Annotated in this window: 21 protein-coding genes; 10 read left to right on the forward strand and 11 right to left on the reverse strand. The window is 66.8% G+C overall.

The genetic code is table 11. The annotated features are described in order from the left end of the window. Positions 1-587 precede the first annotated feature (587 nt). Both AC0VYN_RS17205 and AC0VYN_RS17210 read left to right on the forward strand, forming a co-directional pair. Positions 588-740 (forward strand): hypothetical protein, encoded by a 153-nt coding sequence (locus AC0VYN_RS17205; RefSeq protein ID WP_475536772.1) that lies wholly within the window; start codon positions 588-590, stop codon positions 738-740. Between the two features lie 13 nt (positions 741-753). Then, positions 754-1,746 carry a hypothetical protein gene (locus AC0VYN_RS17210; RefSeq protein ID WP_475536773.1) on the forward strand — a complete coding sequence of 331 codons (993 nt, stop codon included), beginning with the start codon at positions 754-756 and terminating at the stop codon, positions 1,744-1,746. A 182-nt stretch (positions 1,747-1,928) separates the two neighbouring features. On the opposite strand, the gene AC0VYN_RS17215 is transcribed toward AC0VYN_RS17210, so the two are convergent. Continuing rightward, on the reverse strand, positions 1,929-2,258 hold the full coding sequence (locus AC0VYN_RS17215; RefSeq protein ID WP_475536774.1) for a ParA family protein: 330 nt from the start codon (positions 2,256-2,258) through the stop codon (positions 1,929-1,931). A gap of 262 nt (positions 2,259-2,520) precedes the next feature. Here AC0VYN_RS17215 and AC0VYN_RS17220 point away from each other — a divergent pair, with 262 nt between their 5' ends. The 3 genes from AC0VYN_RS17220 to AC0VYN_RS17230 are packed head-to-tail and all read left to right on the forward strand — an operon-like array spanning position 2,521 to position 8,350. Continuing rightward, on the forward strand, positions 2,521-4,092 hold the full coding sequence (locus AC0VYN_RS17220; RefSeq protein WP_475536775.1) for a type I restriction-modification system subunit M: 1,572 nt from the start codon (positions 2,521-2,523) through the stop codon (positions 4,090-4,092). Continuing rightward, a complete protein-coding gene (locus AC0VYN_RS17225) occupies positions 4,085-5,269 on the forward strand; it encodes a restriction endonuclease subunit S (RefSeq protein WP_475536776.1) in 1,185 nt (394 codons plus the stop codon). The genes AC0VYN_RS17220 and AC0VYN_RS17225 overlap by 8 nt, the downstream gene beginning before the upstream one ends. Before the next feature lie 3 nt (positions 5,270-5,272). After that, positions 5,273-8,350 carry a type I restriction endonuclease subunit R gene (locus AC0VYN_RS17230; protein ID WP_475536777.1) on the forward strand — a complete coding sequence of 1,026 codons (3,078 nt, stop codon included), beginning with the start codon at positions 5,273-5,275 and terminating at the stop codon, positions 8,348-8,350. 129 nt (positions 8,351-8,479) lie between these two features. Here AC0VYN_RS17230 and AC0VYN_RS17235 read toward each other — a convergent pair whose 3' ends face one another. After that, the gene (locus AC0VYN_RS17235; RefSeq protein ID WP_475536778.1) at positions 8,480-8,671 is read right to left on the reverse strand and encodes a hypothetical protein; all 192 of its coding nucleotides are present in this window, start codon (positions 8,669-8,671) and stop codon (positions 8,480-8,482) included. Between the two features lie 447 nt (positions 8,672-9,118). Between AC0VYN_RS17235 and AC0VYN_RS17240 the strand changes: the two genes are divergently transcribed. After that, a complete protein-coding gene (locus AC0VYN_RS17240) occupies positions 9,119-9,385 on the forward strand; it encodes a hypothetical protein (RefSeq protein ID WP_475536779.1) in 267 nt (88 codons plus the stop codon). 50 nt (positions 9,386-9,435) lie between these two features. Here AC0VYN_RS17240 and AC0VYN_RS17245 read toward each other — a convergent pair whose 3' ends face one another. Both AC0VYN_RS17245 and AC0VYN_RS17250 read right to left on the reverse strand, forming a co-directional pair. After that, positions 9,436-10,206, reverse strand: a complete 771-nt coding sequence (locus AC0VYN_RS17245; protein ID WP_362241495.1) for a transposase — start codon at positions 10,204-10,206, stop codon at positions 9,436-9,438. Positions 10,207-10,244: 38 nt separating this feature from the next. Then, positions 10,245-10,841 carry a hypothetical protein gene (locus tag AC0VYN_RS17250; protein WP_475536780.1) on the reverse strand — a complete coding sequence of 199 codons (597 nt, stop codon included), beginning with the start codon at positions 10,839-10,841 and terminating at the stop codon, positions 10,245-10,247. A 102-nt stretch (positions 10,842-10,943) separates the two neighbouring features. Here AC0VYN_RS17250 and AC0VYN_RS17255 point away from each other — a divergent pair, with 102 nt between their 5' ends. Next, a complete protein-coding gene (locus AC0VYN_RS17255; protein WP_475536781.1) occupies positions 10,944-11,660 on the forward strand; it encodes a hypothetical protein in 717 nt (238 codons plus the stop codon). 581 nt (positions 11,661-12,241) lie between these two features. Here AC0VYN_RS17255 and AC0VYN_RS17260 read toward each other — a convergent pair. The 5 genes from AC0VYN_RS17260 to AC0VYN_RS17280 all read right to left on the reverse strand — a co-directional run bounded on the left by AC0VYN_RS17260 (position 12,242) and on the right by AC0VYN_RS17280 (position 15,946). Then, on the reverse strand, positions 12,242-12,754 hold the full coding sequence (locus AC0VYN_RS17260; protein WP_475536782.1) for a hypothetical protein: 513 nt from the start codon (positions 12,752-12,754) through the stop codon (positions 12,242-12,244). A 372-nt stretch (positions 12,755-13,126) separates the two neighbouring features. After that, on the reverse strand, positions 13,127-13,396 hold the full coding sequence (locus AC0VYN_RS17265) for a hypothetical protein (RefSeq protein WP_475536783.1): 270 nt from the start codon (positions 13,394-13,396) through the stop codon (positions 13,127-13,129). Then, on the reverse strand, positions 13,393-13,638 hold the full coding sequence (locus AC0VYN_RS17270) for a hypothetical protein (RefSeq protein ID WP_475536784.1): 246 nt from the start codon (positions 13,636-13,638) through the stop codon (positions 13,393-13,395). The genes AC0VYN_RS17265 and AC0VYN_RS17270 overlap by 4 nt, the downstream gene beginning before the upstream one ends. Before the next feature lie 100 nt (positions 13,639-13,738). Next, positions 13,739-14,521 (reverse strand): hypothetical protein, encoded by a 783-nt coding sequence (locus AC0VYN_RS17275; protein ID WP_475536785.1) that lies wholly within the window; start codon positions 14,519-14,521, stop codon positions 13,739-13,741. Positions 14,522-15,128: 607 nt separating this feature from the next. Further along, positions 15,129-15,946 (reverse strand): IS5 family transposase gene (locus tag AC0VYN_RS17280; protein ID WP_475536786.1). Its coding sequence is split into 2 segments (ribosomal slippage): positions 15,129-15,598 and positions 15,598-15,946, totalling 819 coding nucleotides; the frame shifts between segments, so codons are not numbered across the junction. Positions 15,947-16,027: 81 nt separating this feature from the next. Here AC0VYN_RS17280 and AC0VYN_RS17285 point away from each other — a divergent pair. After that, positions 16,028-16,848, forward strand: a protein-coding gene (locus tag AC0VYN_RS17285; protein WP_475536787.1) for an IS5 family transposase whose coding sequence is annotated in 2 segments (ribosomal slippage) — positions 16,028-16,375 and positions 16,378-16,848 — 819 coding nt in all. Because the reading frame shifts where the segments join, the coding sequence is not laid out codon by codon here. On the opposite strand, the gene AC0VYN_RS17290 is transcribed toward AC0VYN_RS17285, so the two are convergent. Next, the gene (locus AC0VYN_RS17290; RefSeq protein WP_475536788.1) at positions 16,838-17,194 is read right to left on the reverse strand and encodes a hypothetical protein; all 357 of its coding nucleotides are present in this window, start codon (positions 17,192-17,194) and stop codon (positions 16,838-16,840) included. The genes AC0VYN_RS17285 and AC0VYN_RS17290 overlap by 11 nt on opposite strands. A 203-nt stretch (positions 17,195-17,397) precedes the next feature. On the opposite strand from AC0VYN_RS17290, the gene AC0VYN_RS17295 reads away from it, so the two are divergent. Together AC0VYN_RS17295 and AC0VYN_RS17300 are read left to right on the forward strand one after the other, a co-directional pair. Further along, positions 17,398-18,135: a hypothetical protein gene (locus AC0VYN_RS17295; protein ID WP_475536789.1), complete on the forward strand. Its 738-nt coding sequence runs from the start codon at positions 17,398-17,400 to the stop codon at positions 18,133-18,135. A 494-nt stretch (positions 18,136-18,629) separates the two neighbouring features. After that, on the forward strand, positions 18,630-18,881 hold the full coding sequence (locus AC0VYN_RS17300) for a hypothetical protein (RefSeq protein ID WP_475536790.1): 252 nt from the start codon (positions 18,630-18,632) through the stop codon (positions 18,879-18,881). A gap of 396 nt (positions 18,882-19,277) precedes the next feature. Here AC0VYN_RS17300 and AC0VYN_RS17305 read toward each other — a convergent pair whose 3' ends face one another. After that, positions 19,278-25,061, reverse strand: a complete 5,784-nt coding sequence (locus AC0VYN_RS17305; RefSeq protein ID WP_475536791.1) for an RHS repeat-associated core domain-containing protein — start codon at positions 25,059-25,061, stop codon at positions 19,278-19,280. Positions 25,062-25,159: the final 98 nt, after the last annotated feature.

Here is a 25,159-nt window from a genome sequence, read left to right on the forward strand (position 1 = left end):
GGTTTGCGGCCAGTAGCGGCTCAGGGGGCTCGGGTCCGAGGCTGCGGCGGGGCCCCCAAGTCCTTGGGGGCCCCGCCGCGGCGTCGGCGTCCGAGTTGGAGGGCAGCATCTTTCCTGACGGGGCGGTGCGGCAAGTCCGGCTGAAACACCGGCGGACCGGTCGGCGGGGGTCGGTGGACGGAAGGGGCCGGTCACGGGCGTTCGGGTGGCCTGCAGGGAGATCCGCTGTCCGGAACACCTACGGACTAAGAAACCGGCATAAAGAACTTCCGTTCTTTATCGGGTGAGCGGGAATGCTCCTGGACGTGCCATCCTCTTCGGCACCGGAGGACGACAGCCATCAACTGCCGTCCGCACGTCCGGTTTTGCGGCCAGTAGCACGTTCAGCGCGCGGGCTGCCGGATCCCGTGTGCGGGGGCGGCGGCCGCGCATCCCGTCCGGAGGTTCCCGTCATCGTGTCCCCGTACCACCCCCGAGTCGTTCCCCCGTCCGGTCCGGACCGTCCCGCCGGCCGGTCGGCGGGACCCGCACAGGTGTGCGGGATCATTGTTTTCCCCGTCGTGGGGGCCGCCCTGTGCGTGCACGGCATGCCCGTGAGCGACGTGCTCGGCCTGCTTGCGGGCTGTGGCCTAATCGGTGCCGTCACCACCGCGGTCGCCGGAGGCGGCAGGGCCCTGCTGTCCGCAGTAGCCGGCGCCGCGGTCCGCGCGGCCGCCGACACCGAGCACGGCGTCCGGTAGAAGGGGACATGCTATGAACCCGACCCCCGGCCCAGGCAGCGCCCCCGCTCCCGGCCGCCACCACCTGCGCCTCGTCGGCTACCTGGTGAGCCTCAAGGAGCGCAGCGGCTGCAGCTACGCCCGACTGGCGTCCAACTCCCGCACCACGGGCAGCACTGACGGCACCGGCTCCGTCTCGGCGACCACGCTCAAGCGCGTGGTGGACCTCACCAAGGGTGTGCCGGTCGAGCGGGCCGTCACCGCGTACGTCCGCGCCTGCGGTGTCGGCGGCGAGGAGGAGGCCCTCAAACTCTGGCGGGCCGCGCGGATCGAGAGCCGCGGCCGTCTCGCCGGTCTGCGGGCGCCGCACGTGGACGGCCTCCGTACCCGGGCCGACCTGGCCGCGGCCCTGGCAGCCGCCTATGAACGCGCCGGTGCCCCCGCCCTCCGCGTCCTCCAGGCGCGCGCCGCCGACATGGGGGTTCCCGGGCACGTGCTTCTGCCGCTGTCCACGGTCTGGCGTACCGCCGGGCGCAGAGGTCTGCCCACCACCTGGAAACAGTGCGCGGCATTCCTGCGCGGCTGCGGTGTCCCCGCCCGGCAGATGGGTCGCTGGGAGGAGGCGTGGGAGCGCGCTGCTGTTGGCCGCTCGGCGGTGCGGGGCCGTTCTCTGTCCCGTCCAGCACGAGGGGCCCTGGTTCGCCGCGGCTGGACGCATTCCCCTGTCATCAACTGGACGCCCGAGCTGGAGCAGTCGCTGATGACGCTCGGGAAGGCGTTGGCCATCTGCGTCGAGGACGTGAAGCCCATGACGGACAACATGGCGAGAGTGGCCATGACGCTCGGGAGGACTGTGGACTCCCTGCAGGTGGAAAGATCGGGCAAGGTTGCGGTCAATGCACTGTCGGCCTTGCTGCGCTCGCTGGAGGCCACCGCCCGTCTCAACGGCATCGGTCCATCGTCCTTGGACAACGGGCAGCTTCCCCCGGTGCAAGGGCGTCGGGCCATGGCCCCGGCAGCGGGGTGACGGGTCCCGTGCCGCTGGCCGGCGTGCCTTGCAGGGCGCCGCGAGCCGGTACCTGGGCCGCCGGACAGCGGCGCTGCCTGCCGCGCTCCCGGTCCTGGTCATCGCCCGCCGTGGTCCCGGCCGCGCCGTCCCGGCCCTGTACGGGCTTCCCGCGTGGATGTCGCCTGTACGTGACACTCGTGTCAGCTCAGCACGACATTTCGCGGTGTTGTGTCCCCCCTTGAAGTGACACAACACGCCCCTGCAACCGCGTCCATGATTCTCCTGGGCTTGGCCACCCACGCGGCGGCCAGCTCGACGGCGGTCGTCGTCTTGCCCGCACCGCCCTTCTGATTCACACACACGTACGCGCGGTGTCCGGCGAAGGTCGCGGGCACGGTCAGCTCGGGCGGGACGAACAGCTGGGCGCGCAGGTCGCGGTTGTAGTCGAGCTTGGCGAGGGCGGCCTCGACGACTTCCTTCTCGCGGCCCGACTCCGCGTCACACCAGACCGCAGGCTCTCGCCTGGGCACCCCGGCGGGCGTCCGGTCCGGCACGCAGCGTGACCCGGCCGGACGCCCTTCGTTGGGCCGGGCGTCCACGTCGACGGTGGCGGCGGGCCCGGTGCTGTCATGGCGACAATCCGGGCCCGCAGCTGCGCCGTTCGCGGGTCACGCCCTTGAGCCCGAGGGCACCCCGTCCTGTACGTGCCAGGCACGACCGAAATAGGGTGACCAGTCGGAACGCTACGGCCTTCGGGTCGCCACCTTTGACGAGCAAGGACATCCCCGACTGATGGCAGTGACCCAGCAGGAGATCGAGAACCGGCTGTGGGACGCCGCCGACGAGTTGCGCGTGGCGATGCCCGAAGCGCAGTACTCCTCGGTCGTCTTCCCGCTGATGTTCTGGAAGTACCTGTCGGACACCTGGGAGCACCACCACCAGGAGTTTCTGGACGAGAACGACCTGGACAGCCTCTCCGCCGAGGAAGCCCGCGAGATCGAGTACCGCGACTACCAGTCGTTCGAGATCCCGTTCATCTACCCCGGCACCGTCGCCGAGCGTCGCGCGTCCTGGTCGTCCATCCTTGCGACGATCACCCAGTCCGGCCTCGGCCAGCGGGTCCGCGCCTCCCTGCAGGCCATCGAGACGGCCAATCCCGACAAGTTCCCCCGCCTGTTCGGGTCCATGACCTGGACCTCCGAAGAGGTGCTGTCGGGGGAGGTGCTGGCGGCGGTCATGCAGGCGATGGACCGCACCCCGAAGATGCACGAGGGCAACATGTCCCACGACGTGCTCGGCGGGGCGTACGAGTACCTGCTGAAGCGGTTCTCCGACGGGTCCGGCACCCGCGCTGGCCAGTTCTTCACCCCCCGCGAGGTCGTCGAGCTGCTCGTCGAAATCCTGGAACCCCAAAACTTCGAGTCGGTGTACGACCCGACCTGCGGGTCCGGCGGCATGCTCATCGCCTCCGCGAACCTCCTGAAGTCCCACGGCGGCCGCGGCTACACCCTGAAGCTGTACGGGCAGGAAGCCGTCGCGGACACCGCGGGTGTGGCCCGCATGAACCTCTTCATGCACAACCTCACCCAGTTCCAGGTCGAAGTCGGCGACACCCTGAAGGACCCGCGCTTCATGAGACCGGACGGGTCCGTTGCGCAGTTCGACGTGATCCTCGCCAACCCGCCCTACAGCCTCAAGTGGAAGCCGTGGACCAACGACCCGCGCGCCCTGGGCGGGGTCGCCCCGCAATCGTCGGCGGACTGGGCGTTCGTCCAGCACATGATCGCCAGCATGGACCCGAAGAAGGGTCGCGCCGGCGTCGTCCTGCCCCACGGCGTCCTCTTCCGTGGCGGCCAGGAGGCAGCCATCCGCCAGCGCGTCCTGACCGATGACCTGCTCGAAGCGGTCATCGGCCTGCCTGCCAACCTCTTCTACAACACCAGCATCCCTACGGCGATCCTCGTGTTCCGTGCACCCGGCACCAAGGCCTCGGGACGGCAGGAGGGGGTGCTGTTCATCGACGCCTCCAAGCGGTTCGCCAAGGCCAAGAATCGCAACATCCTCACCGACGCTGACATCGCCGACATCGTGACCGCCTACCACTCAAAATTCGACGCCGACGGCAATCCGGTGGACCCAGACGGAGAAGGCGGACTCGGGGCGCGATTCGTCCCCGCCACGGAGATCGTGTCGAACGGGTACGACCTGAACATCGGCCGCTACATCAAACAGGCCGCCGCTGAGCAGGAAGACCTCGGCACCCTCATCGAGGCCTACGTCCTCGCCAGGGCAGAACGTCAGCGAACCGAGAAGCACATGCTCGCAGTAATGGCGAAGGCCGGAATCGAGGGCTTCGATGAGTGACGACTATCCGCTTCGTCCGCTCGGAGAGGTGATGCGCCTCGACATCCAGCGCATGCCGATGAAGCCTTCAATCACCTACCGCCTGGCCGGGGTCCTGAACGCAGGACAGGGGGTTGTTGCTAAAGGGGAACTCGACGGCGGAGATACAGAGTACGCGGCAATGAACGTGCTGCACGTTGACCAAGTCGTGATGCGAAAACTGACGGCGTGGGAAGGCCCGATCACCGTAGTACCTGCCGAGTTCGATGGATTCGTCGTCAGCAACGAGTTCCCGACGTTCACGCTTGGTCCAGAACTGATGCCCGACTGGATGAGGCACGTCTGTCGCTCACCGCGACTATGGGCGGAAATGAAGAACCGAGTGAGCGGGACAGTTCAACGGCGCAAGCGTCTCAACCCAGAGCAACTCTTGCAAATTCAACTCCCGATACCACCCCGCAAGGTACAAGCACGGATCGTCGAGATACTCGATGCTGTCGACGACCAGATCAGCGCACTCGACACCGAGGCCGACGCCTTGGCTAAGGTCGAGTCGGGCCTCCGGCGCGACCTCTTCAGCAAGCTTGAAGTGCCCACGGTTCCAGCAGGCGAAAAGTTCGAGATGCGGCTCGGGCGGCAGAAGTCAGCCCGACAGTCTGTCGGTGACCACGTACACCCGTACCTACGTGCGGCCAACATCGGTGTTGGAACGCTTGACCTGAGCGATCTGAAGACCATGAACTTCGAGCCTCGGGAGCAGGAGAAGTACGCGGTGCTCCCTGACGACGTTCTCTTGGTCGAAGGCGGGTCGGTCGGCCAGGCGGCACTCTGGACGGGCGAGGTGGACGGGTTCCTCGGCTTCGACAAGCACGTCATCCGCATCCGGGCACGAGAGGGCGTCTCGACACCCGAGTACGCACTCCAGTGGTGCCACTGGGCGCGCGAATCTGGTCAGTTCGCAGGGCAGGCCACCGGTATCACTATCAAGGCGCTCGGCTTTTCCCGCGCCAGCAACATGAGCGTCCCTGACCTCCCCATCGCAAGGCAAGCCAAGTTGACTGGCTCCCTGGCCGCAGCCGCCGAGCAGGTCGCCGCGACACGCGCGGAGGCCGACCGTCTTCGTCAGGTGCGGGCGGGACTGCTGTCGGGTTTGTTGGATCGCACCATCGACATTGAGTCTGCCGAGCTGGAGGTCTAAGCCGTGGCCAAGGGTATTCGGGAGCGTGAGTTCCAGAGCCTGATGATCCAGTGGTCCCTCCCGATGGGCTGGGGCTTCACCGCGGGGCGAGGGTTACCGCGTGAGACGACGCAGACGGTGGTCGCCAGCCAACTGCGGGACGCCCTCGTCCGGCTCAACCCTAGGGTGATCGACGGGTTCGACGTGGACGCGGTGGTCGAGGAGATCGTCGCCACCGTCAATGCCGTCGAAGGCGGGCTGGTGCGGGCCAACGAACAGGTATTACGCCTGCTGCGCGGGCACAAGGAGTTTCGGGACACCGACGGTGTGTGGCACGCCCTGAAGATCATCGACCTCGAGAACCCGGCCGCCAACACGCTGGTCGTGTCGGACGAGGTGACCATCACCGTCCCCGGCAAGACCTCCCGCCGGTTCGACCTCGTGTACTGGGTCAATGGCCTGCCCCTGGTGGTGATCGAGGTGAAATCCCCGACCGCGAAGTCTGGATGGGTCGACGCCGCCCGTGAGATCAACGACGTATACGCCGCCGAGTATCCGTGGTTTTTCACCCCCAATGTCTTCGCCGTCGCCTCCGACGGGCTGAGACTGCGGTTCGGTGCCGCCGGCGCGCCCACGAACCTGTGGCAGCCGTTCCGATCCACCGCGGATGACGAGAACCTGTCCGGGCAGGCCGACGTGCAGCGCTCCGTCGAGCTGCTGCTGAACCCCGCCACGCTCCTGGACATGCTCGCCAACTTCGTCCTCTTCGACACCTTCGGGGGCGGGGTGGACAAGAAGTACCTGCCCCGCTATCCGCAGATGGAGGCCGCGCACCTGATCCACCAGCGGGTGCTGACGGGCGGGTCGAAAGGCCTGATCTGGCACCATCAGGGGTCTGGGAAGACGCTGCTGATGGTGTTCGCCGCCTCGCTGCTGCTGGCCGACACCCGCACCGACTCGCCCACGATCATCCTGCTCTCGGACCGAACACAGCTCGTTCGGCAGACCTCCGGGGTATTCACCTCAGCGATGGGCGACGCCTACTTCCACCAGCCCGCCACCAGCGCCGAGCTGTGTTCCCTGCTGGCCGACGACGTGCGCGGCGTCATCTCCACGACCGTCCATAAGTTCGCCGACGCCGGCAAGGGCCTGTCGATACGGGACAACATCATCGTGTTGGTCGACGAGGCGCACCGCACCCAGTCCGCCCGGTCGAAGTCGTTGGCCGGGCAGACGCGCGCGGCGTTGCCGCACGCGAAGTTCTTCGGCATGACCGGCACCCCCGTGCGCAACCTCGCCACTGACACCTTCGCCCTCTTCGGTGAGGAGAGTGACCCGGGCCGGGTGCTGCACCGGTACTCGGTGTCCCGGTCCCTGCTTGACGAAGCGACCGTGCCGGTGATGCTGGACCCGCACCCGGTCGCCTTCGAGATAGACGACCAGGCGTTGCAGGCCGAGTTCGACCAGTTCGCGGACGACTTCGACCTCGACGACCCCGACCGTGAGGTCCTGTCCCGCAAGTTCGGGCGCCTCACCAGCGTGTTCGCCAACCCCAACCGCATCCATGCAGTGTGCCAGCACATCGTGGACCACTACCTGGCCGGCGCCTACCGCAACGGCCTCAAGGCCCAGGTCGTCGCCTACAACCGTGAGCTGGCCGTGGCATACACGGATAAGATCAACGAGCTGCTGGCCGGCTTCGAGGCCTCCCAGGTGCTCGCCGAGGTCGGCAGGCACGAGCGGATCACCGCCGAGGTGAACATCTCCGTCTCGGACTCCAAGGACGAAGTCCCGGCCATGCGGGCATACCGGCTCTCGGAAGCGCAGGAGGAGGAGCAGAAGCGTCGGTTCCTTACCCCGGACGATCCGCTGTGCTTCCTGGTGGTGACCGCGAAGCTGATGACCGGGTTCGACGCCCCCAACGAAGGCGTCCTCTTCCTGGACAAGCCGCTGAAAGCCCACACCCTGTTCCAGACGATCACCCGCCCGAACCGCACCTGGATCTCCCCGACCGGGTTCGTGAAGACCTCCGGCGTGGTCGTGGACTACATCGGCCTGGCCGAAGAGGTCCAGCGGGCCGTCGTCGACCCCACCTCGAACGGGGCCGGCGGCAAGGGGGGAGGGTTCGTCACCGACGTGTCCGAGCTGGTCTCCGAGTTCCGCACCGCCTTCGCCCGCATCGAAGACCTCCTCGCGGACGTGGAGGGCCTAGACCTCACGGTCCACGGCTACGAGTCCGTGCGCGCCATCAACGTCTTCCTGGACGCCCACCCCGGCGCCGCCGAGGTGTTCAGCAGGGATTACCGGCTGCTGGCTCGCCTGTACCCGCTCATCAACACCGACAAGCGGATCAGCAAGTACCGCGACGGCTTCGCTCTGTTCGGGTCCGTGTACACGACCTTGTTCAAGAAGTCCTCCGACGAGGAACGCAAGGAACGCCTCAACGAGCTCGGGCCGATGGTCCTGGAGATCATCAACGCCCACGTCCACTCCTTCTCCGTGGTCGCCTCGCAGCAGAAACCCCTTGTCCTGGACGCCCAGGGCATCGCCATACTCAAAGAGCTGCTGACCCTCGTCCGCCCCAAACCCGGCAAGGACAACAGCGACAAGACGCCGCCGTCCGCGGCCGAGATCCTGGATCACATCAAGGCCGCCCTCGACAAAGGCATCGAACCGGAATCCGCGAAGTACACCGCCCTCGCAGAACGGATCAAACAACTGCGGGACCGGATCATCCAGAACGCTCAGGACGCCCTGATGTTCCTATCCGAAGCCCTCCGGGTCGCCCGCGCCATCGTCGACGCCCAGAAGCACCCCGACGAAGCCATCGTCGTACTGGACGACGACCACGTGGGCGTCCTGTTACGGATCATCCACGACCACGCACCGCCCGGCCTCACCATTACGGAGAAGAACCTGGCCGAGGAGATCGACCAAGTCGTCACCCACACCCTCACCCGGTCATGGGACAACGCCGACGCCCGCAACCGAGGCGTCCGCCGCGCCACCGCCACGGTATTCCGCCGGTACGCCCTAAAGCCGGTGGGAGAGCCGTACGACTCCACCGTCGCCTACATCGAAGCCCACTACCTCGTCGACTGACGAACCGGGGCCCGGCTCCCTCGGCGCGGAGAGCGATGGTGTACTTCGCGCCCTTCCGGGCAGCGGCCCGGGCGCGGCGTGCGCGTCCTGCCAGACACCGCGGTAGCCGCCCGGCCCTGGGATCGTGGCTCAGTCGACGGTGAGAGTGCGGCGTAGCGGGGCAGTGACGACGCGGATCCAGGCCAGTGCGCACTGCAAGGCGGCCTCCTCGCGCGTCTTGTACGGGCCGCTGACCACGAAGGACTCGGCGAGGCGGTGGTTCCAGCCGTTGCGCCCTGTCCGGCCGTACCGCCGTACGACGGCTCCACGTAGCCCAGCCATAGGCCCTCCGTGAGTCAATCGTCACGTGACGTTTGCCGGAAACGATAGCGGTCCGGATGCCGTTCAGCAGGGTCGGGGGCGGCCTTCTCAGCTCCGGCTTCGGCGCGAAGTGGCACGTCTCGTTGAGTCTGCGCCGGGCCCCCGGCGACCTGGGCGGAGCAGATTGGATGGGACGGTACGGCTGCAGGCAGTGTCATCAATCCTGCTCCCTCGGGGCCGTTCTCGTGCTAGGTCTCACCGCATCTGCTCCGTTCCGGCCGTCCTGACGTGGCGCGGGCCCTGTGCCGAGAGCGTTGGCCGGTCCGGTGCCATGTCGTCTGTCACGGGAACGTCAGTGGTTCTGCCACCGGAACTCAGTCGGTCGTACGCGTGTGGTGTATGAGGAAGTCCGCCCGCACGCGAGGCCTCGCGGGGCAGAATGTGGCCTTTCAATCTTGGAGGGGTGGCATGGCAATACCCAGCGCGTTCAACAAGAAGGTCGCGGATGACCAGCTCGCGGAGAGGTGCCGTGCGCAGCAGGAACTCATTCGGACCCAGACCGAGGTGATCGCGAAGGGTCAGCGCTTGATCCAAGAGCTTCAGGAGCGCGACGAGATGCGGGAGGCCGCCTTTCTGGAGCTGAAAGCGCAGGTAAGGGCCCGGAGCCAGGAACGGGACCGGCAGATCGACGGTCTGGTGATCAGCAAGGGCGAGACCCTAAGGGCTGTCCCGTAAAGATCTTCGAGTCAGCAGGGCCGTGATCGGCTGCTGTCCGCTCGGCTCGCCTATCGGCCGAGTGCGAGGTTGTGCAGGCGGGCGATGCCGCTCATCGCGTGATGGACGCCGTCGCCCTTCAACCGGCAGTCTCGGAGGATCTTCCAGGTCTTCATGCGGGCGAAGGCGTGCTCGACACGGGCGCGGACCTGACGGTGAGAAGTGTTGTGTTCTTCCTTCCAGGCCGGCAGTTCGCTCTGCCCGCGCTCGCGACGGTGTGGGATCACCAGGCCCGTGCCCCGGTAGCCGCCGTCGGCGATGACGGTGGTGCGGCCGACGGCCTCCTCGGCTCCGGACAGTGCCCACGCCTTGCAGTCGTTGCGGTTGCCGGGCAACGGTCGGCCGACCACGACGACGCGCCGGGTATCGGCGTCGATGACGACCTGGTGATTGGTGGAGTACCGGTAGTTCTTGGACCGCTCGGCCACCGTGTGGTCGCGGGTGGGGACCAGAGTTCCGTCCACGATGAGCACGGTGTCCTTGCGGAACCGTCTGCGAGGCTTAAGCGCGAGCCGGGGGCCGAGGTGGCCGACGATGCGGCTGGCCGCGGACTTCGAGACACCGAAGAGCGGTGCGAGCTGGCGCAGTGTCAGGTTAGTGCGCCAGTACGCGGCCACCAAGAGCAACCGGTCTTCCAGCGGAATCCCCCACGGCCGGCCGCGCCGAGCGATGTCGGCGCCTTCGCGCCGCAGCGCACGCACCACCCGGTTGAACTGGCGCGGAGCCACACCGGTGAACGGGACTATCCAGGACGGCTCCGAGGCCGTGATCACACCAGGCACGAAAGAGATCATTTACATCGGAATCAGCCGGGGCAATCTCAGCCGAGGAAGTCCTTCCAGAATGGCACGGACGCCTGCGGAGCCCAGGGCGCGTCCTCGTCGACCTCGCCGAACTCGCGGTCGATGTAGTCGGCCAGATCGTGGCCGTAGCAGATGATGTCGGTCCCCCACACCGATAGGACCGGATGTCCCGGAGTGTCACGACCTGCGGGTATGAAGCGGTGCGCGTAGATGGGAACGAGCCGTGGCGCTCGTGCGAGTACCGCTCGGGCTACCTCCAGGGCCTCTTCCTTGGAGGTGGGACGCGCTCCCAGGGCCGGATGCCAGCTGCCATGGGCGACGTCGCCCAGCACTTCGCGTACTGGCCACTCCAGCCGATGGCGCAGGTCGTCTTCATCAGCGTGACGCCAGTCGGGCCAGGGCTGCTGCCACGTCGCGCCTTCCTCTGGGGGTGAAGCGACCGGCAGCCCTGCCGCCAGGAAGGCACGATGCTCCGGGGAGAACTCAAGCTCATAGGTTGCCTCGATCCGGCTGAACTCTTCCTCCGTGAGCCCTGGAGCTATCTCACAGCAGTCCGCCTCCGCCAACCGCCGCGCGGCCTCCGCACCCAACCTAGCGCCATCAAAGTCGATCACTCCGGCACCGTACACACGCTGCGTGCAGGGCATCACATCTTTTCGAGCCCCGACTCGGGCCTCCAGGCCATTGCGGGACAGCCCTTAGCCCGGCTTGAGGCTGTGATCCAAGAGCTCTACAACCATCCCGAGGCCGATCTGCAGAGAAGATACGCCGAGGTTGTTGCGGAACGGGACCAGCTGATGTCGCAGTTGGAGGACGCGCAGCGCGAGCGTCGAGCAGCGCTTCAGGTCCGTGATGCTCTTCGCGCGCAGTCGCAGGCCTATCGCAGCTCTCCCCCCAGTGACGAGGCTGAGAACACCCTCCCGCTGCTCCAGGCTCACCGCGTTACGACTGTCTTGGAACAGGCCGGTGAAGTATGCACGCTGGTGCGGATCACTGCGGACCGCGATGAGGCCGCAGCTCTTGACCGTGATGCCGAGGCGCCGGCCGTTCGCCGACGTCTGGCTGAGGCCCTCGCGACTATGCAGGCGTACGGAGAGGCCAAGGCGCAGGCCCGCGCCGAAGGTCGACCTGCGGGGCCGGCCCTGGCCAGCCTGCGTAGCTACGTCGAGAGCGGCAACGGTTGGCTCGGCGCGCATCATGTTGCGCCAGCCGAGGGACGGGGGGCTTCTACCAACCGTCAGATGAAGCAGGCGCGTACGTTCCCTCTTCCAGAAGAACTCGGTGGACGCCGCGCCGTGATGAACGAACACATCCGGATCGGCTCGGGCAGGGGTAAGGCCGCCCGACTTCATTACCTGGACGACACCGACAAGAGCGGTCTGCTGGTGATCGGCTATGTCGGCAAGCATCTGAAAAATCTCAGCACCAATTGATGCCGGACGCCATGGATGTCGGGCACGGCGACTGGAGGCACCGTCGCCGGGTTGATTGACGCCGGACTCCTGGCCCGTGTCAGGACGGCCCCGACGTCGACGAGGACATGCGGCGGCTCGCGGAGGAAGAGCACCTCACTGACGCCGGAGACGATGACGGCTGGTAGCCCCCGGCGGCCTGGACCAGGTTCGGCTTACGGCGGTGGTCGACGGAAGTCCGTCCCGTCGACCACCGCCGTGTGACCGTCTCGTCAGAAGCCGATGCCTTAGGTTGGAGCGTCCTCGAACATGGCGCCCTTGTCCACGTACTCCCAGAACACCGGGCTGTTGGCGGACCAGCCGCTCTGGCGGCGCAGCTTGTCGACGCGCTTGACTTTCTTGATGCCGGTGGTGACCAGTCCGCGCCGGGCGGAGTGACCGGTGATCCGGCGTCCGGTCAGGCCCGCGTACTTCGCGCAGCGCGCGAGCGCGCGGCCGACGCCGTCCGGCGACAGCCGCGTGCTGCCCGGGTGGCCCCACTGGTCGACCGACAGGAACGCCGGGCCGCTGGGGTCGGCGCCGGCGGCGTGCTTGGCCTACTGCTACGGGTTCCAGCAGCGCACCGGGCAAGTGGCGCGATTCTCGCCGTAAGTGACGGGCACGTCCCGGGGCGGGCGGCCCCTCACGCTGGGCACGTGCCACTTCAGGCCCTCGTCCACGACCTGGATGTACGCGTTGTCCAGCAGGCTCATCTCCTCGTTGCGTCCGGCGACCGCGAGTTTGAGGGAGTTGAGCGCCTGGTCCCGCAGCCGGGCAAGCTCCGGTACGCGGTAGACCGTGCGGCGCCGGGCGGTCGGCTGCGGCGGACGCTCGCGCGGGGCCTCGGCCATCGTCCGGAGGTCGGCCGGGGCGATGGCGGCCGCCTTGCCGCGGCCGCGCTTCATCCGGCTCTCGTCCAGCTTGAACGGCTTCAACGCCCGTCGGGCCGCTCCGGTGGCCTCCTTGAGCACGGTGCAGCCGCGGCTGCGGGCCTCGGAGGTGACCCCGGTGATGCGGCGCTCGATCGTGTTCGGTGGCGCTTTGACCACCTGGTCCAGGTAGGTCACGAACGACACGAAGGGGCCAACCGTGATGGAGCTGAGCGGCAGGAGGGTGCCGGTCTTCTCGGCGAGCCAGCCGTGGAACTCCTTCTACACTCCCAGTCCCGAGCGTAGCCGTCCCTGGTCTTTTTCGGCCGGATGCGGTTCAGGTGGTCTTTGGCACCCGGGTCCAGGGCCGCCAGGACGGCGGCCACCGGATCGAGCACAGCGACCTCGCCGGGCGCGTCGTCGTCCATCAGCTCGGCGTCGGTCACCTCCGCCAGTCCTGTAATCCTCCTCGACAGAGGTCCCTCGGCCGCCCTCACCTGCAGCGTGCTCGACGTGCGGCTCGGGGTGCTCCTTCTTCGCGCCCTTTCGGATGTGGCACTGTGGGCTCCAGCTCGGTGGTCACAGCTGCCTCAGAACGGAGTGCGTCGTCTGGATGGCTTCCTTCAAAGAGGCTCCCGGAGCTGCCAGTTCGCTGCCGTGGACGGCCTCCGGATACTCTCCAGCCCCGGTCACCCAGAGGTCGAGTGGGGTGACGAGCGAGGACAGGGCGGAGGTCAGGTCGTAGAGCGCCCGGCGGGTGTTGTCCGGCTCGGCGAGATCGGGGTGCGTCTCCAGTTGGTGTGCGAGCTGGCTGATCTGAGAGATCAGCTCATCCGGGGTTGCGCTCACCGGCTTGCCTCCGTTCCGGTCGCGGTGGCCGACTCGTCGTCACCCAGCTCGATCGTCTGGCGGACCCGGCTTCCGCGCTCGGCCTCGATGTGACGGTGCAGGGACTCGCGCAGAGCGATGGCCGCGAGGGCGTCGCTGCGCGGTGAACTCTCCACGTGCCAGGCGAGCGGCGTGGCCGGCGGGACGTCGCCGGGGCGGCGCACCTCGAGGGTCTTCCAGCGTTCATAGGCATCGGTGCTCATTGATTGTGGTCCTCTCGTAGTCGGCGGGCCGGACAGCGCTGCGCCAAGACTGGGTTGCACGGTGAGAAGGTGGGGCGGGGCTCGGACACGCCGGATCGCCTCATCCGATGTCTTCCTGGGGAAGGTAGCGGCTCAGAACGCCGCCGAGCGTGAGCAGGACGCCGTCGATCGCGAGGTGGTCGGCGGCGGTGATCCGGGTGTCCAGCTGCTGGTGATCGGTGCGCAGGCGTGTCCAGCCCCGGTACGGCCCGGCAGCGACGCGGCTGATCTGCACGGTGAATGGCGCTCCGGTGCGCGGTTCGATCACAGTGAGCTCCGCGGTTTCGACGACCGCCTGTTCCAGCTCTTGCAGGCCCCGGGTCGTATCGGCGGCCAGAGCTGCCAATTGCTCCTTGGTGGCCAGGTCCGCCCACACCTTGTGCGCGGCGTCCTGGGCCATGCCGAGCTCCCCGGCGAGAGCCTGGGCCACGAGCGCGCGGTGGGCGTCGTCGACGTCCTGCAACAGGAAGGCAATGTGGCCCAGGGCGACGGCCAGTTGCCAGGCGGCGTCCGGAATCCAGCCGGGGCGTTCGGTGAGCATCGCAGGCCGTACGAGGGCTTGGGCTTGCTCGGCAAGGTCGTGCACGGCCTCCGCGGTGAGCGGCGCGTAGGGCGGAAGACGGTCGTGGGCGGCGGTGGTCTTGTCGGTGGGCTCGATGCCGCGGGCGCGCAGGTCGTCGTAGACGGTGTCGCGGGAGACGTCGGCGGCGCGGGCGAGTTCGGCGACGGTGCGAGTGCCCGTCCACCAGGCGGCGGCCATCAGGTCGGCCCTGTTGTCGGCGAGGCGGTTGCGGCGGGCGGCCCAGCCGCGCAGGGCGGCCAGGGCGGTGCCACGGACGTCCACCTGGTTAGTGTCGAGTGGGTCGACAGTAGGGTCCATGACACTAAACGGTATGTCGAGCCAATCGACATGTCGAACGGCTCGACACTTTCGAGGTCACCAGGACTGGACGCCGTCTTCAGCAGGGTCAATGAGGTGGTGGACATGCCGGAAATCCAGCGTGAGAGTGCTGAGGTCTGACGTGCCTGGACGCCGCGCTGCCTGGTCCGTCATCGACTTCCTCTCAAGGTTCAGCCGCCGACGGCGACGCGTTCCCAGGCTAGCCAGCACGTAGCTTCGCGTAGGGCCACATCGGGACATTGCACCTGATCCAGCATCCCTATCAGGTGAAGACCCTGGATCGTTCCGGGGAGTGGTCACCTTCACCCTCGCCCAGCCGAAGCCACAGAAAGGCACCTCAGACAGCGTGCACGTGAGACACGGTGTGCGGAGGTACAGCAGCCGCGCGGCCCCCTGGGGCCGTGCGGCGGAACCCGAGTCCGGCCCCAGCCATGCCTTGCTGATGCTTGTTCGTCACGGTCGGCACCGCCCGAGACTCAGAGCCGTTGGTGCCGCCTACGGTCCGCAGCCTGCCTACGGGGCCGCACGCGAAGCCGCCTTAGACCGTGTCCTACATGGTCAGTTTGAGGAATCGTTTGTAGCAGCAGAGAGCTGCTGCCAGCCCGAGAAAGGCCAGGTAGTTGCCTGGTTTCCGCTCGTAGCGGTGGTTGAGTCTGCGGTAGCCAGTCAGCCAGGACATCGTCCGCTCGATGACCCAGCGGCGGCGGCCCAAGCGTTCGCTGGACTCGATGCCCTTGCGGGCGATGCGCACTCCGATCCGCTTGCCGCGAAGCCATTTACGCAGGTGGGGGACGTCGTAGGCTTTGTCGGCGTGGAGACGCTGAGGTTTGAAGTGGCGGCCGCGGTGGGGGTCGTGTCTCGTTTGGTGACCCGCCACCATGGGCTTCAGTCCTTCACTGTCGTGGACGTTGGCGGCCGAGATCCCGACGACCAGGGGCAGTCCGTTCGCGTCCGACAGCACGTGCATCTTGGAACCCGGCTTGCCGCGGTCCACGGGGCTCGGACCTGTGTGTTCGCCCCTTTTTTAGCGCGTACGTGAGCAGAGTCGAGAACCACGCGGGAGACATCCACGAGGCCGGCGTCGTCGAGCCGGTGCAGGACGGCTTCGTGGAGGCGGCCCCAGACGCCGGCCCGCGACCAGATCATGAAGCGGCGGTGTGCGGTCGACTTCGATATCCCGAAACACGGCGGCAGAGCCCGCCAGGCGCACCCGCTGACCAGTACGTAGATGATCGCCGCGAACAGCGTCTCATCAGGCGTGTTCTGCTTCCCGCCGCCCTGCGGCCGCACCCGGTCCTCCGGGATCAGCGGCTTGGCGATCTCCCACAAGCCGTCCGGAACAATCCAACTCCACGTACCCCGCCCCATGAACGTACCAACGAGCCACCGCCACGTAGGACACGGTCTTAGACGTCGTTTCTTATGGCGTGATCGTTCGTTGATCCGTGCATGACGGGCCTAGTTAAGCGGCTGGTGCCGGACGAGTTGTGGGTGCTGTTCAGGCGGGTGGTGCCGCTGACAGTGGTCACACGTCCACAAGGCGGTGGCCGACGCCGGGCGGGTGACCGTGAGACCCTGGCCGCGATCATCTTCGTAGCGACTTCGGGCTGCACATGGCGGCAGCTGCCGCCGGTGTTCGGACCGGCCTGGCCCACGGTCTACCGCAGGTTCGCACAGTGGAGCCGCGACCGGGTCTGGGCCAGGCTCTACCGTGTGATCCTCGATGAACTCGGAGCGCGGGGCGAGCTGGACTGGTCGCGGTGCGCGATCGACTCGGTCAGCCTGCGGGCCGCAAAAGGGGGCCACTGACCGGACCGAATCCGACCGACCGCGGCAAGCTGGGATCGAAGATCCACCTGATCTGCGATCGGAACGGACTGCCACTGTCCCTGGGCATCTCCGGCGCGAACGTGCACGACAGTCAGGGCCTGGAGCCGCTCGTGCGCGGCATCCCGCCCATCCGGTCCCGCCGCGGTCCACGCCGCCGGCGCCCGGCAAAACTGCACGCCGACAAGGGCTACGACTACGACCACTTGCGCCGATGGCTCTGCCGGCGGGGCATCCGCCACCGCATTGCCCGCAAGGGCGTCGAGTCCTCACAGCGGCTGGGCCGGCATCGCTGGGTGGTTGAAAGAACCGTGTCCTGGCTGGGAGGATGCCGCCGGTTGCACCGCCGCTACGAACGCAAAGCCGAACACTTCCTCGCCTTCGTCGGCATAGCCGCAGCCCTCATCGGCTACCGCCGTTTGGCGAGCTCGCTCACGGCCTGAGGCGGTTCTGCTGCACGTCGAAGCAGATCAGCCCCATGGACTCCGCCAAGGCTGCCGCGTAGGACGACACTTCCTCGGCCCTGTCCCAGGCCAGCCCGAAGTAGACCAGCGGGCCGCTGGCACCGTCGATCAACGGCCCAACCGACCACGGCGACGTCTCATCCTCATCCTCGGTGATGTCACACCACCGCTTAAGAAGCGCCGCGACGTAGGCCGTGATGCGTTCGCACGGAGGCTCCTTGGCCTCACCGTCGAGATAGCGGTCGTACAGGTCACCGAAGGATTGGCGGGCGTTCTTGTCGTCCGCCGGCCTCTCGCCTTCCCAGACAGCCAGGTCGTAGCTCATGCCAGGAGGCTCTCACGCCGCTCTGACAGCCATAAGAAACGACGTCTTAGCAGCGAATCGAGCGCAGCAAGGTCCGGCCACGCTGAACCGGTGTGGTCACTGGCACTCACGCCCGCCACGGGGTGCTCCAAGATGGGCCTCAGCATCGTCACGAAGGGGGATCAGTGCCTGGCCTTGGGTGGGAAAACTGGACAGTCGCGAGAGTGGACCCGAACCGCCTGCCGGCCGACTGGGGCTGGAAGGTCACACGCCCTTCAGGCCGCGGCTTCAACGACGACCCGGTCGACTACGCCGCCTCCCTCCGCGATCGCCTCGACATCCTCGTCGAGGAAACACCCGGCGTGTCGCTGCGGCGCCGCAAGCAACCGTGGCACCGCGCCGCACCATATGCATCAGGTGCCAACTACTTGCCGTTCACGGCCGAGACGCCATTCGGGCTGTGGATCTTGACTCTTGTCCCGAATGACGACAACCAGGAGCGCTCCGGACGGACCTGGAGCCAGCGAATATGGTGTCGGGTACCGGCCTGGTGGGCGCTGGGCCCCCAAGGGCGAACAGCGGCAGCACTGCTCACCCGACTGGAGAAGCTGACGTGGGACGAAGTCCTCACCCTGCGCCGCTCCTACAACAAGGCGTGGCCGACCGATCGTGAAGATCCCGCCTGGTATGAAGCACAGGACCTCGCCAGGACCGCCGACCGGGCCACGCTGAAGAACGCGCTGATCAAGCACACGGAAGCAGCACTGGACCGAGCAGCGCGCATCCAAGGCAAGCACGTACGGGACTTCTCAGATGAACAGAAAGCCGTGTGCTTCGCCGCTACGGCCCTCGCAATCGAGGACCTCTCCCCCGGCCTCGCCCACCGCCTCCTCGGCCCGCTCCGTCTCGCACTCGGCGACGTCCACACCTACCTCGTCCCCTCATGGGCCGACAGCGTGTAACACGAGGCGATCTCGCGACGCCGCATACCAACGACCATTGAACCTGAACCTTGCGCAGCGCAGATGACACGACCTGATTACCCATCAGCTAACTGACAAAGCCACAGGTCAGGCCGCTGATCCAGCACAGCGCCCACAATCACTGCAGCTACTGGCACACTGCACTCCCCCGCCCACCGAGGCACCACAAACTGATCAGTGCAGGCCAGACCACCAATGACTGATCAGAAAAACCGCTCCTGGACAACGCCTTGCGGGAACTGGGCGTGGAGTGGGCGTAGTTGAGTCTGCGGACTGCAGATCACTGCGCGCGGGGGCAAGGGAGTGGTGGTGGGCGAGGCCGGAGCGTCGCGTCGGATGGTAGATGGCCGGTGGGTGGTGAGCCGGGCGTGGGTCATGGAGTACACCAGGGCGTCGGCAGCCACGGTGAACCGCTGGGCCGGCCAGCGCGAGCGCTACCCGAACACCGCCGGTTCCCTCCGGTGGCATGCATCGTGAACTGCACCCACTACTACGCGCAGGAGGCCGTGGAAGCGTTCTGGACGGCCTGGAAGACGGACGTCGGCACCGGCCGACTCGGAGCAGCGGGGCGGCGCCCGGGAGACGGCCGGGGCAACCAGGGCGGCGGACGCAGCCGGGCCTGGCGCGACCGCGCTGTCGCCATAGTCCTCGCCGAACTCCGGGAAGCCGGCGGATACCGGCGCGGCACGGCCGCCCGCTTGGCCCCGCGAGCACGGTGGCGCTGACGGTCGCCCTCTGGACGGCTGCGGCCGACGCGCGGGAGTGATGCGCACCGGGTCGACGCGGTGCTGTGGAGTGGGCCAGGTGGAGACAGTGGAAGGCGGTGCGCTTCTCCTTGACCTGAGCTGTGGTCGAGGAGAAACGCACCGGGTAGATAGAGAACCTCGATAAAGTCGAGGTGATTCTACCTAGGACGCCTGGCGTCTTCTTCATTCCACACTGAGATCACGTGCCCTTCACCATACTGCTCGACAACCAGCGCTCGGGCTTCACTCAACGACGATGCCATCAGGCGGAATCGTGTTTCCGATTCCGGTTGACCATCGATCCAAATGAAGCCGACATACTCGCGCCTTTGTCCCCCTGCCCCGGCGTCCACCATTCCTCCCCTTAGCTTATCGTTAGGATTTTAGGCAGCTTCCACTATAGCAGAAAGCTTTGACAATCGTCCCCGGTCCTTGCAGAACTCCACTAATAGCCTCCGGCGACATGGACGGTACATCGTGAACCGTGACACCGGGAAGAATCCCGAAACGCTCCATGTCCTCAGTATAGAATCTGCGCTCCGCCCTCATTCTACCATTCCAATCACCATGTGTTCCTGTGAGTATATGGACGCGATCCCCGCGCTTCACAGCGTCGGTCACGATGTCGGCGAAGTCGTCCTGGATGACCAATCCGTTCGCGCCATAAACTTTTCCACCAGCCGCATTATCACTCTGTCCCCATGTCGGCTTTATTCGAGGAGGAGGCACACCGTCCACAGGGAGAAGGATCCTATCGTTCGCCGCATTAACGGCATCATCGACCTTCTTCGCCTTCCCGAATTTCAGGAGCTTCAGGGCTTTCAGGGCCTTGGCGAATGGGAGGTCAGTTGCAGCCCAGCCGCAGTGGGAATTGAGGCCCGGGTCACCCGCGCATGCCTTCCATTCGTCGATGTCCGGCAGTACGAAACTCTTGATCACCTGGAGGAAACTCGGCAGCTCGGGAACGGGGCCCGAATTAGGCATCTTGCTTAGTGCATGCCGGTCGGCGGATGGCCCATACCCTGTAAGACCAATGCTATAGCAGCCCCCACACCGGTAATCAGCAGCTGCTGAGATCCCGGTTGAAACGCTGCCAGCACTGTCGACCGTTGCGGTTCCACTCCCGCATTTCCCCTTATGGCAGGAGCCTCTGCCGGGGTTACTGGGGTCGATCGGGCCGTCCGTGATGATTCCGCTGGAGCCGCCAACTACATTCCCCTTCGGGGTGCCGATGCCGCATATGTCCGCACGGCACAGACCGGTGGGATCACTGTTGGTCGTGGGGTTGTTTCCGGCGTAGGAGTAACCGTTGAGGGACTGGGGATCAGAGGGGGTCAGAACAGGGTCGACGCTGATGAACTGCCCGATGGTGGGGTCGTATTCGCGGGCGCCGATGTGGGTGAGGCCGGTGTTGGTGTCGCGGGTTTTGCCGAGGAAGCCCTTGTCGTCGGGCCAGGGGCCGTACAGCGGTTTTCCGCGGTCTTCGCCGAAGGGGGTGGTGTAGCGCTTGGTGAAGGTCAGGGCGCTGTTGCGGTTGATGGCCAGGCTGGAGGTGCCGTGGGGGTCGCTGATGAGGTAGGTGAACTTGAGGGTGCCGGTCTGGTTGGAGCTCATGGCGGCGGTGATGCCGTCGGAGGTGTAGTAGCGCTGGGCCCAGGTGGTGCCGTCGGCGCGGAGGTGGAGTTCGGTGGCGCCGGCGTAGAGGACGCGTTCGCCGTTTTCCGTGGCGCGGATGAGGAGGGTGCCGTCTGCGCCGTAGAGGTAGTCGGTGCTCTGGTCATTTTCGGTGAGGCTGGTGAGCTTGCCTTCTTCCGACCAGGTCAGGTTTTGCGTCGCGGCGGTGCCGGGGCGCTTGGTGGTGTTGCCGGCTGTGTCGTAGGTGTAGGTCTTCTCGGGGTTGGTGCAGTCGGTCTTGGTGGTGGTGCCGGTCAGGGTGTGGGGCTGGGCGGTGTTGGTGTAGCAGTAGGTGGTTTTGGTGGTGGCGCTGCTGCTGTGCTGGGTTTCGGCGGTGCGCTGGCCTGCGGTGTTGTAGGTGTAGCTGGTCCAGTAGGGGGCGGGGCCTGAGAGTGCGGTGGCGCTGGGGGTGTCGGTGCACTTCTGGGAGGCGGGCGTCCAGGCTTCGGTCAGGCGCTGGTAGGCGTCGTAGGTGAAGCACTGGGTGTCGGCGCTGCTGGTGCCGCCGAGCGTGGCGGCGTCGGCGATGGATGTGACGTCGCCGGCCTGGTCGTAGGTGTAGTCGAGGTGCTGCAGCTGGTAGGGGTGGGTGTTGTCCTGGACGTAGCTTTGGGTGAGGCGTCCGGTTCCCGGCTCATAGTCGTTGGCGACGTACACGCCGCCCGTGCCGGTGCCCAGGGTCAGCATCTGCGGTTCGGTGAGGGCCGAGTAGTCGATGTCGGTGAGGTAGGAGCCGATTGAGGTCAGGTTGCCGAGCTTGTCGTGTTTGTAGTCGGTGATTTCGGAGGGCAGGCCGCCGAGTGCGGGCTCGCTGGTCTGTTGCACTGCGCCGGGGGTGTTGTAGTGCGTTTCGAATGCGAGCGTGGCGGGTTGGCCCGCCTTGACGAACGGGTCGCTGGCGGGCAGCCGCAGCTCCGTCTTGATGGCGCGGCCCATGGTGTCGTGCTCGGTGACGGCCTGGGTGTATGCGGCGCCGGTCTTGCCACCGATGTAGCGGGTGGAGGAGGTCGGCTGGCCCTTGAGGAGCGTGTCGTACGTGTAGCTGGTGAGCTGGTTGGCGTCGGTCTTCGAGCCTGCCCAGGTGGCGGTGGGGCGGCCGAGTTCGTCGTAGTCGCTCAGGATCGCTTTGCCGCGGGAGTCCGTGGCCTTGATGGCCTGGTCGAGGGTGTTGTACTCGGTGGTCGCCTTGCCCTTGTCGGGGTCGTTCGTGCTGGTCTGGCGGCCGAACAGGTCGTAGCCGTAGGACCAGGTGGCTCCGTCCGGGCCGATGATGGTCTTCTGCCGGCCGTCGAGAGTGTAGGTGAACTTTGTGGAGGTGTAGGGGGTGGTGGGGCTGGTGCCGTAGTCGGCGTCGGCGGGGGTGGTGCCGGCGTAGTTGCGGGTTTCGATGGTGTTGCCGCGGATGTCGGTGATGGTGCGCTGTGCGGAGCCGCCCTGGAGAGCGGTGGTGGCGGTGGAGTCACCGGTGTAGCTGGTGGTGGTGGCCCACTTCTTGACACCCATGACCAGCAGGGTCTTGGTGGTTGCCCGGCCGGCGCCGTCGTAGACGGTTTCCGTCTGGGTGGGGGCCCCGCCGTATTCGGACCGGGTGTAGGTGCCGTTGGGGGTGCTGGCACTGTCGAAGATGTCCGCGAACGTTTCGTCTGCCAGGCCGCGGGTGTCGTAGTGCGTGTCGGTCAGCAGCCGCCCGCCTTCGGGGGTCGGCGTCTGGCTCTGCAGGGGCCGCAGGAGGGAGTCGTACAGCGCGTAGCTCGTGTTGTAGGTGGTGCCGTCGTTGGTGAGGGATGAGGTCGACACCCATGACGGCTTGGTGGTGTCGAGGTGGTAGGCGAACTTCGCGTTGGGGGATTCGTTGGCCGGGTCCTGGTTGGGAAGCCATACCTGGGTGAGGCGGCCGAGCGCGTCGTAGGTCTGCTCGGTCTTCTTGGAGTTGATGTCGTAGCTGCGGTATTCGAGTCCCCGGCGGGCATCGAGGAAGCTGACCGAGCGGAAGCCCTTGGGGTCGGTGGTGAGCGTCCTGGTCAGGGGACCCGCGGTTGCGGGGGTGTAGGCGGTGGAGGTGGTGTGGCCTGCCGTGTCGGTGACGGCCAGGGGGCGCCCGAGGGTGTCGTATGTGGTGGTGGCGGTGGTCTGCCAGCCGGAGGGCAGGCGCTGTCCGTCGCTCGCTGCGGTGGTGGTGTAGCCGGTGGCGCGGCCGGTCCAGGTGGGCTGTCCCTTGGTGGGCTTCTGGGTGGCGAGCCAGGTGGTGGCGCCAGCGGTGTCGTAGACGACCGCCGTGTCGGCCAGGACGTCACCGCTGGTGCTGCTGTTGGCGGGCAGGCTGAGGCTGCTGTCGGTGACGGAGCACTGTTTGGCAACGGTGCGGGTGCGGGATACGAGGCTGGTGATGCCGGCGTCGGGATTGCGGGCGTACCAGGTGCGCGTGCAGGTTTCGTCGCCGCTGACGCCGTTGAGGCCGTAGTCGTCGGCGGCGTAGACCATGCCGAGGTCGTCGTACTTGCTGGCGGTGACGTGGGTGCGCCACTTGCCTTGGGCGGTGAGGTAGGTGCTGGTGTAGGTGGAGACATTGCGGACCCACTGGGCGATGTGGGCGGCGGCGTCCGGGACCGTCTGGGTGGCGGTCACCGTGTTGGTGTAGTTGTTGAAGACGCTGGAGATGGGCTGGCTGCCGTTGTAGGTGACCTGCTGGCGCAGCACGCCCTTGTACTGGTCTCGGTCGTAGGCGGCGGAGAAGTCGACGTCCGTGTCGAGCAGCTCGGGCACGGTGACGGACTTGGTGGTGCCGTCCTTGTTCTTGTCGCCGTGCATGCCCTGCAGGTAGAGGGAGACGGTCTTGGAGCGGGTGGTGTTGAGGGCGCCGGTGTAGGCGGTGACCTGGCGGTAGCCGCGCCAGTCGGACCAGGTCCGCTCGTCCTTGGGCGTGAAGGGGTCGTCGTTGTAGTGCCAGGCCGCGCCGCTGTAGGAGTAGGCGTACTCGACGGCCGGGTTGCCGGCCGCAGCGTCGTGCGAGCCGACGGCGGTGACGCGGTACTTGTGGAACCAGTCGATTGCCGCGTTTTCGGCGCCGTTGATGTGCCAGTACTGCGGGTAGCAGGAGCGGGTGTTGGAGTCGGGAGCCGCGTTGAGGACTTCGCTGCGCACGCATTCCGGTGACGACAGGGTCACCGCGGTGATGGCGCCGCTCTCCGAGGTGACGGTGGAGATGCGGGGACGGGTCAGGGGCAGGATGTCGTCGGTGGCGTCGACCCGGTTGGGCCGCATCTGGTAGGTGAAGGTGACCGGGGCGAGGGTGATGCTGGTGTCGCCCGCCTTGGCGGTCCGCTTGATCGACTTCAGGGTGAGGACCTGGTCGGAGCTGTCACCGATGTCCCCGCCGTCCAGGTACTCCTCAGCCAGTGCCCAGGAGTCGACCGGGTCGTAGGCGCCGCTGGTGGCGTTGTAGGAGACGGTGTTGATGCCGGTCATCCGCTTGCGGGTGAAGAAGGAGGCGCCGGCGGCGTTGCACTCGTCGTCGTCCTTGGAGCAGATCGCGTCGAAGGGCACGTCCGGCCAGTTCTCCGCGGTGTCCTTCGTCAGGCTGGAGCAGTCGGAGGCGGTGCAGCGCTCCGCGTAGGTGAAGGTGACCTTCGCGTCGGCCTTGTCGGTGAACAGGGCGTCCTTGCGCAGCCCGTACTCGATGCGGTCGAGGTAGCCGCCGCGGTCGTAGGCGGCACTGGCTGTGGTCGCCTTGTTCTTCTTGTAGTAGTTCGATTCCTTGGTGTACCAGTAGGTGGAGGCGTTGCCTCGGGTGTCTTCGACGTAGTCGAGGTTCCAGCGCCAGGCCTGGGTCAGGGCCCGGTCGGCGAAGGCGTCGCCCGCGGTGTACCCGGGTTCGCCGGAGTCGTCGCCGAAGACGGGGACGGTCCAGGTCGAGTTGGTGCGCTGGGTGTCGGCGCCGTCGAGTTTGTTCTTGCCGAACACGTACTTGGTGCCGTCGCCGGTGGTGACGGTCCAGTATTCGCCGTTGTCATCGCCGTTGTCCGCTCCGGTGGAGCGGGTCACGGTGGAGGCGTCGTCGTCCGCGAGGTGCCAGGTGCCGCTGGTGTTGTCCTTGACCAGGCGGGTGGACTTACCGTTGAGGACCAGGCTTGCGTTGTCGTACTTCCAGCACTGGTCGAAGACGTCGTCGTGGCCGTCGTCGTCGCACGAGCCGTAAGAACGCTCGATGTAGGACTCGGTGAGGTTGAAGCCCTCGCCGACCGCGGTGGTCTGGTTGTTGGTCGTCGCCGTGCGTCCGTCGACGCTGCCCGAGTCGTAGGACAGGGACAGGGGCGGGACGGGGCCGGCCGCTGCGGGCGGCATCGTGAAGTCGTAGGACCAGGTGAAGGCACCTGAGCTGCCGCCGGCCTCCCAGGAGGAGGACGCCGACAGTGGCGTAGCCGAGTAGTCGCCGGCACCCTTTGCGGACTGTCCCGAGCCCGCGGATGCGGCGGTGACCGCCAGCACTGTCACACCAGAGGCGGCGCTGTCGGCCTTACCGAGCAGCTGTGTGGAGGCACCGTCCTGTGCTCGGTCCAGGGCGACCTTCGCCGAGACTGTCTGGT

Source organism: Streptomyces sp. 63XJN7_1_ISO-PGPR-S23-121, from assembly GCF_056173025.1.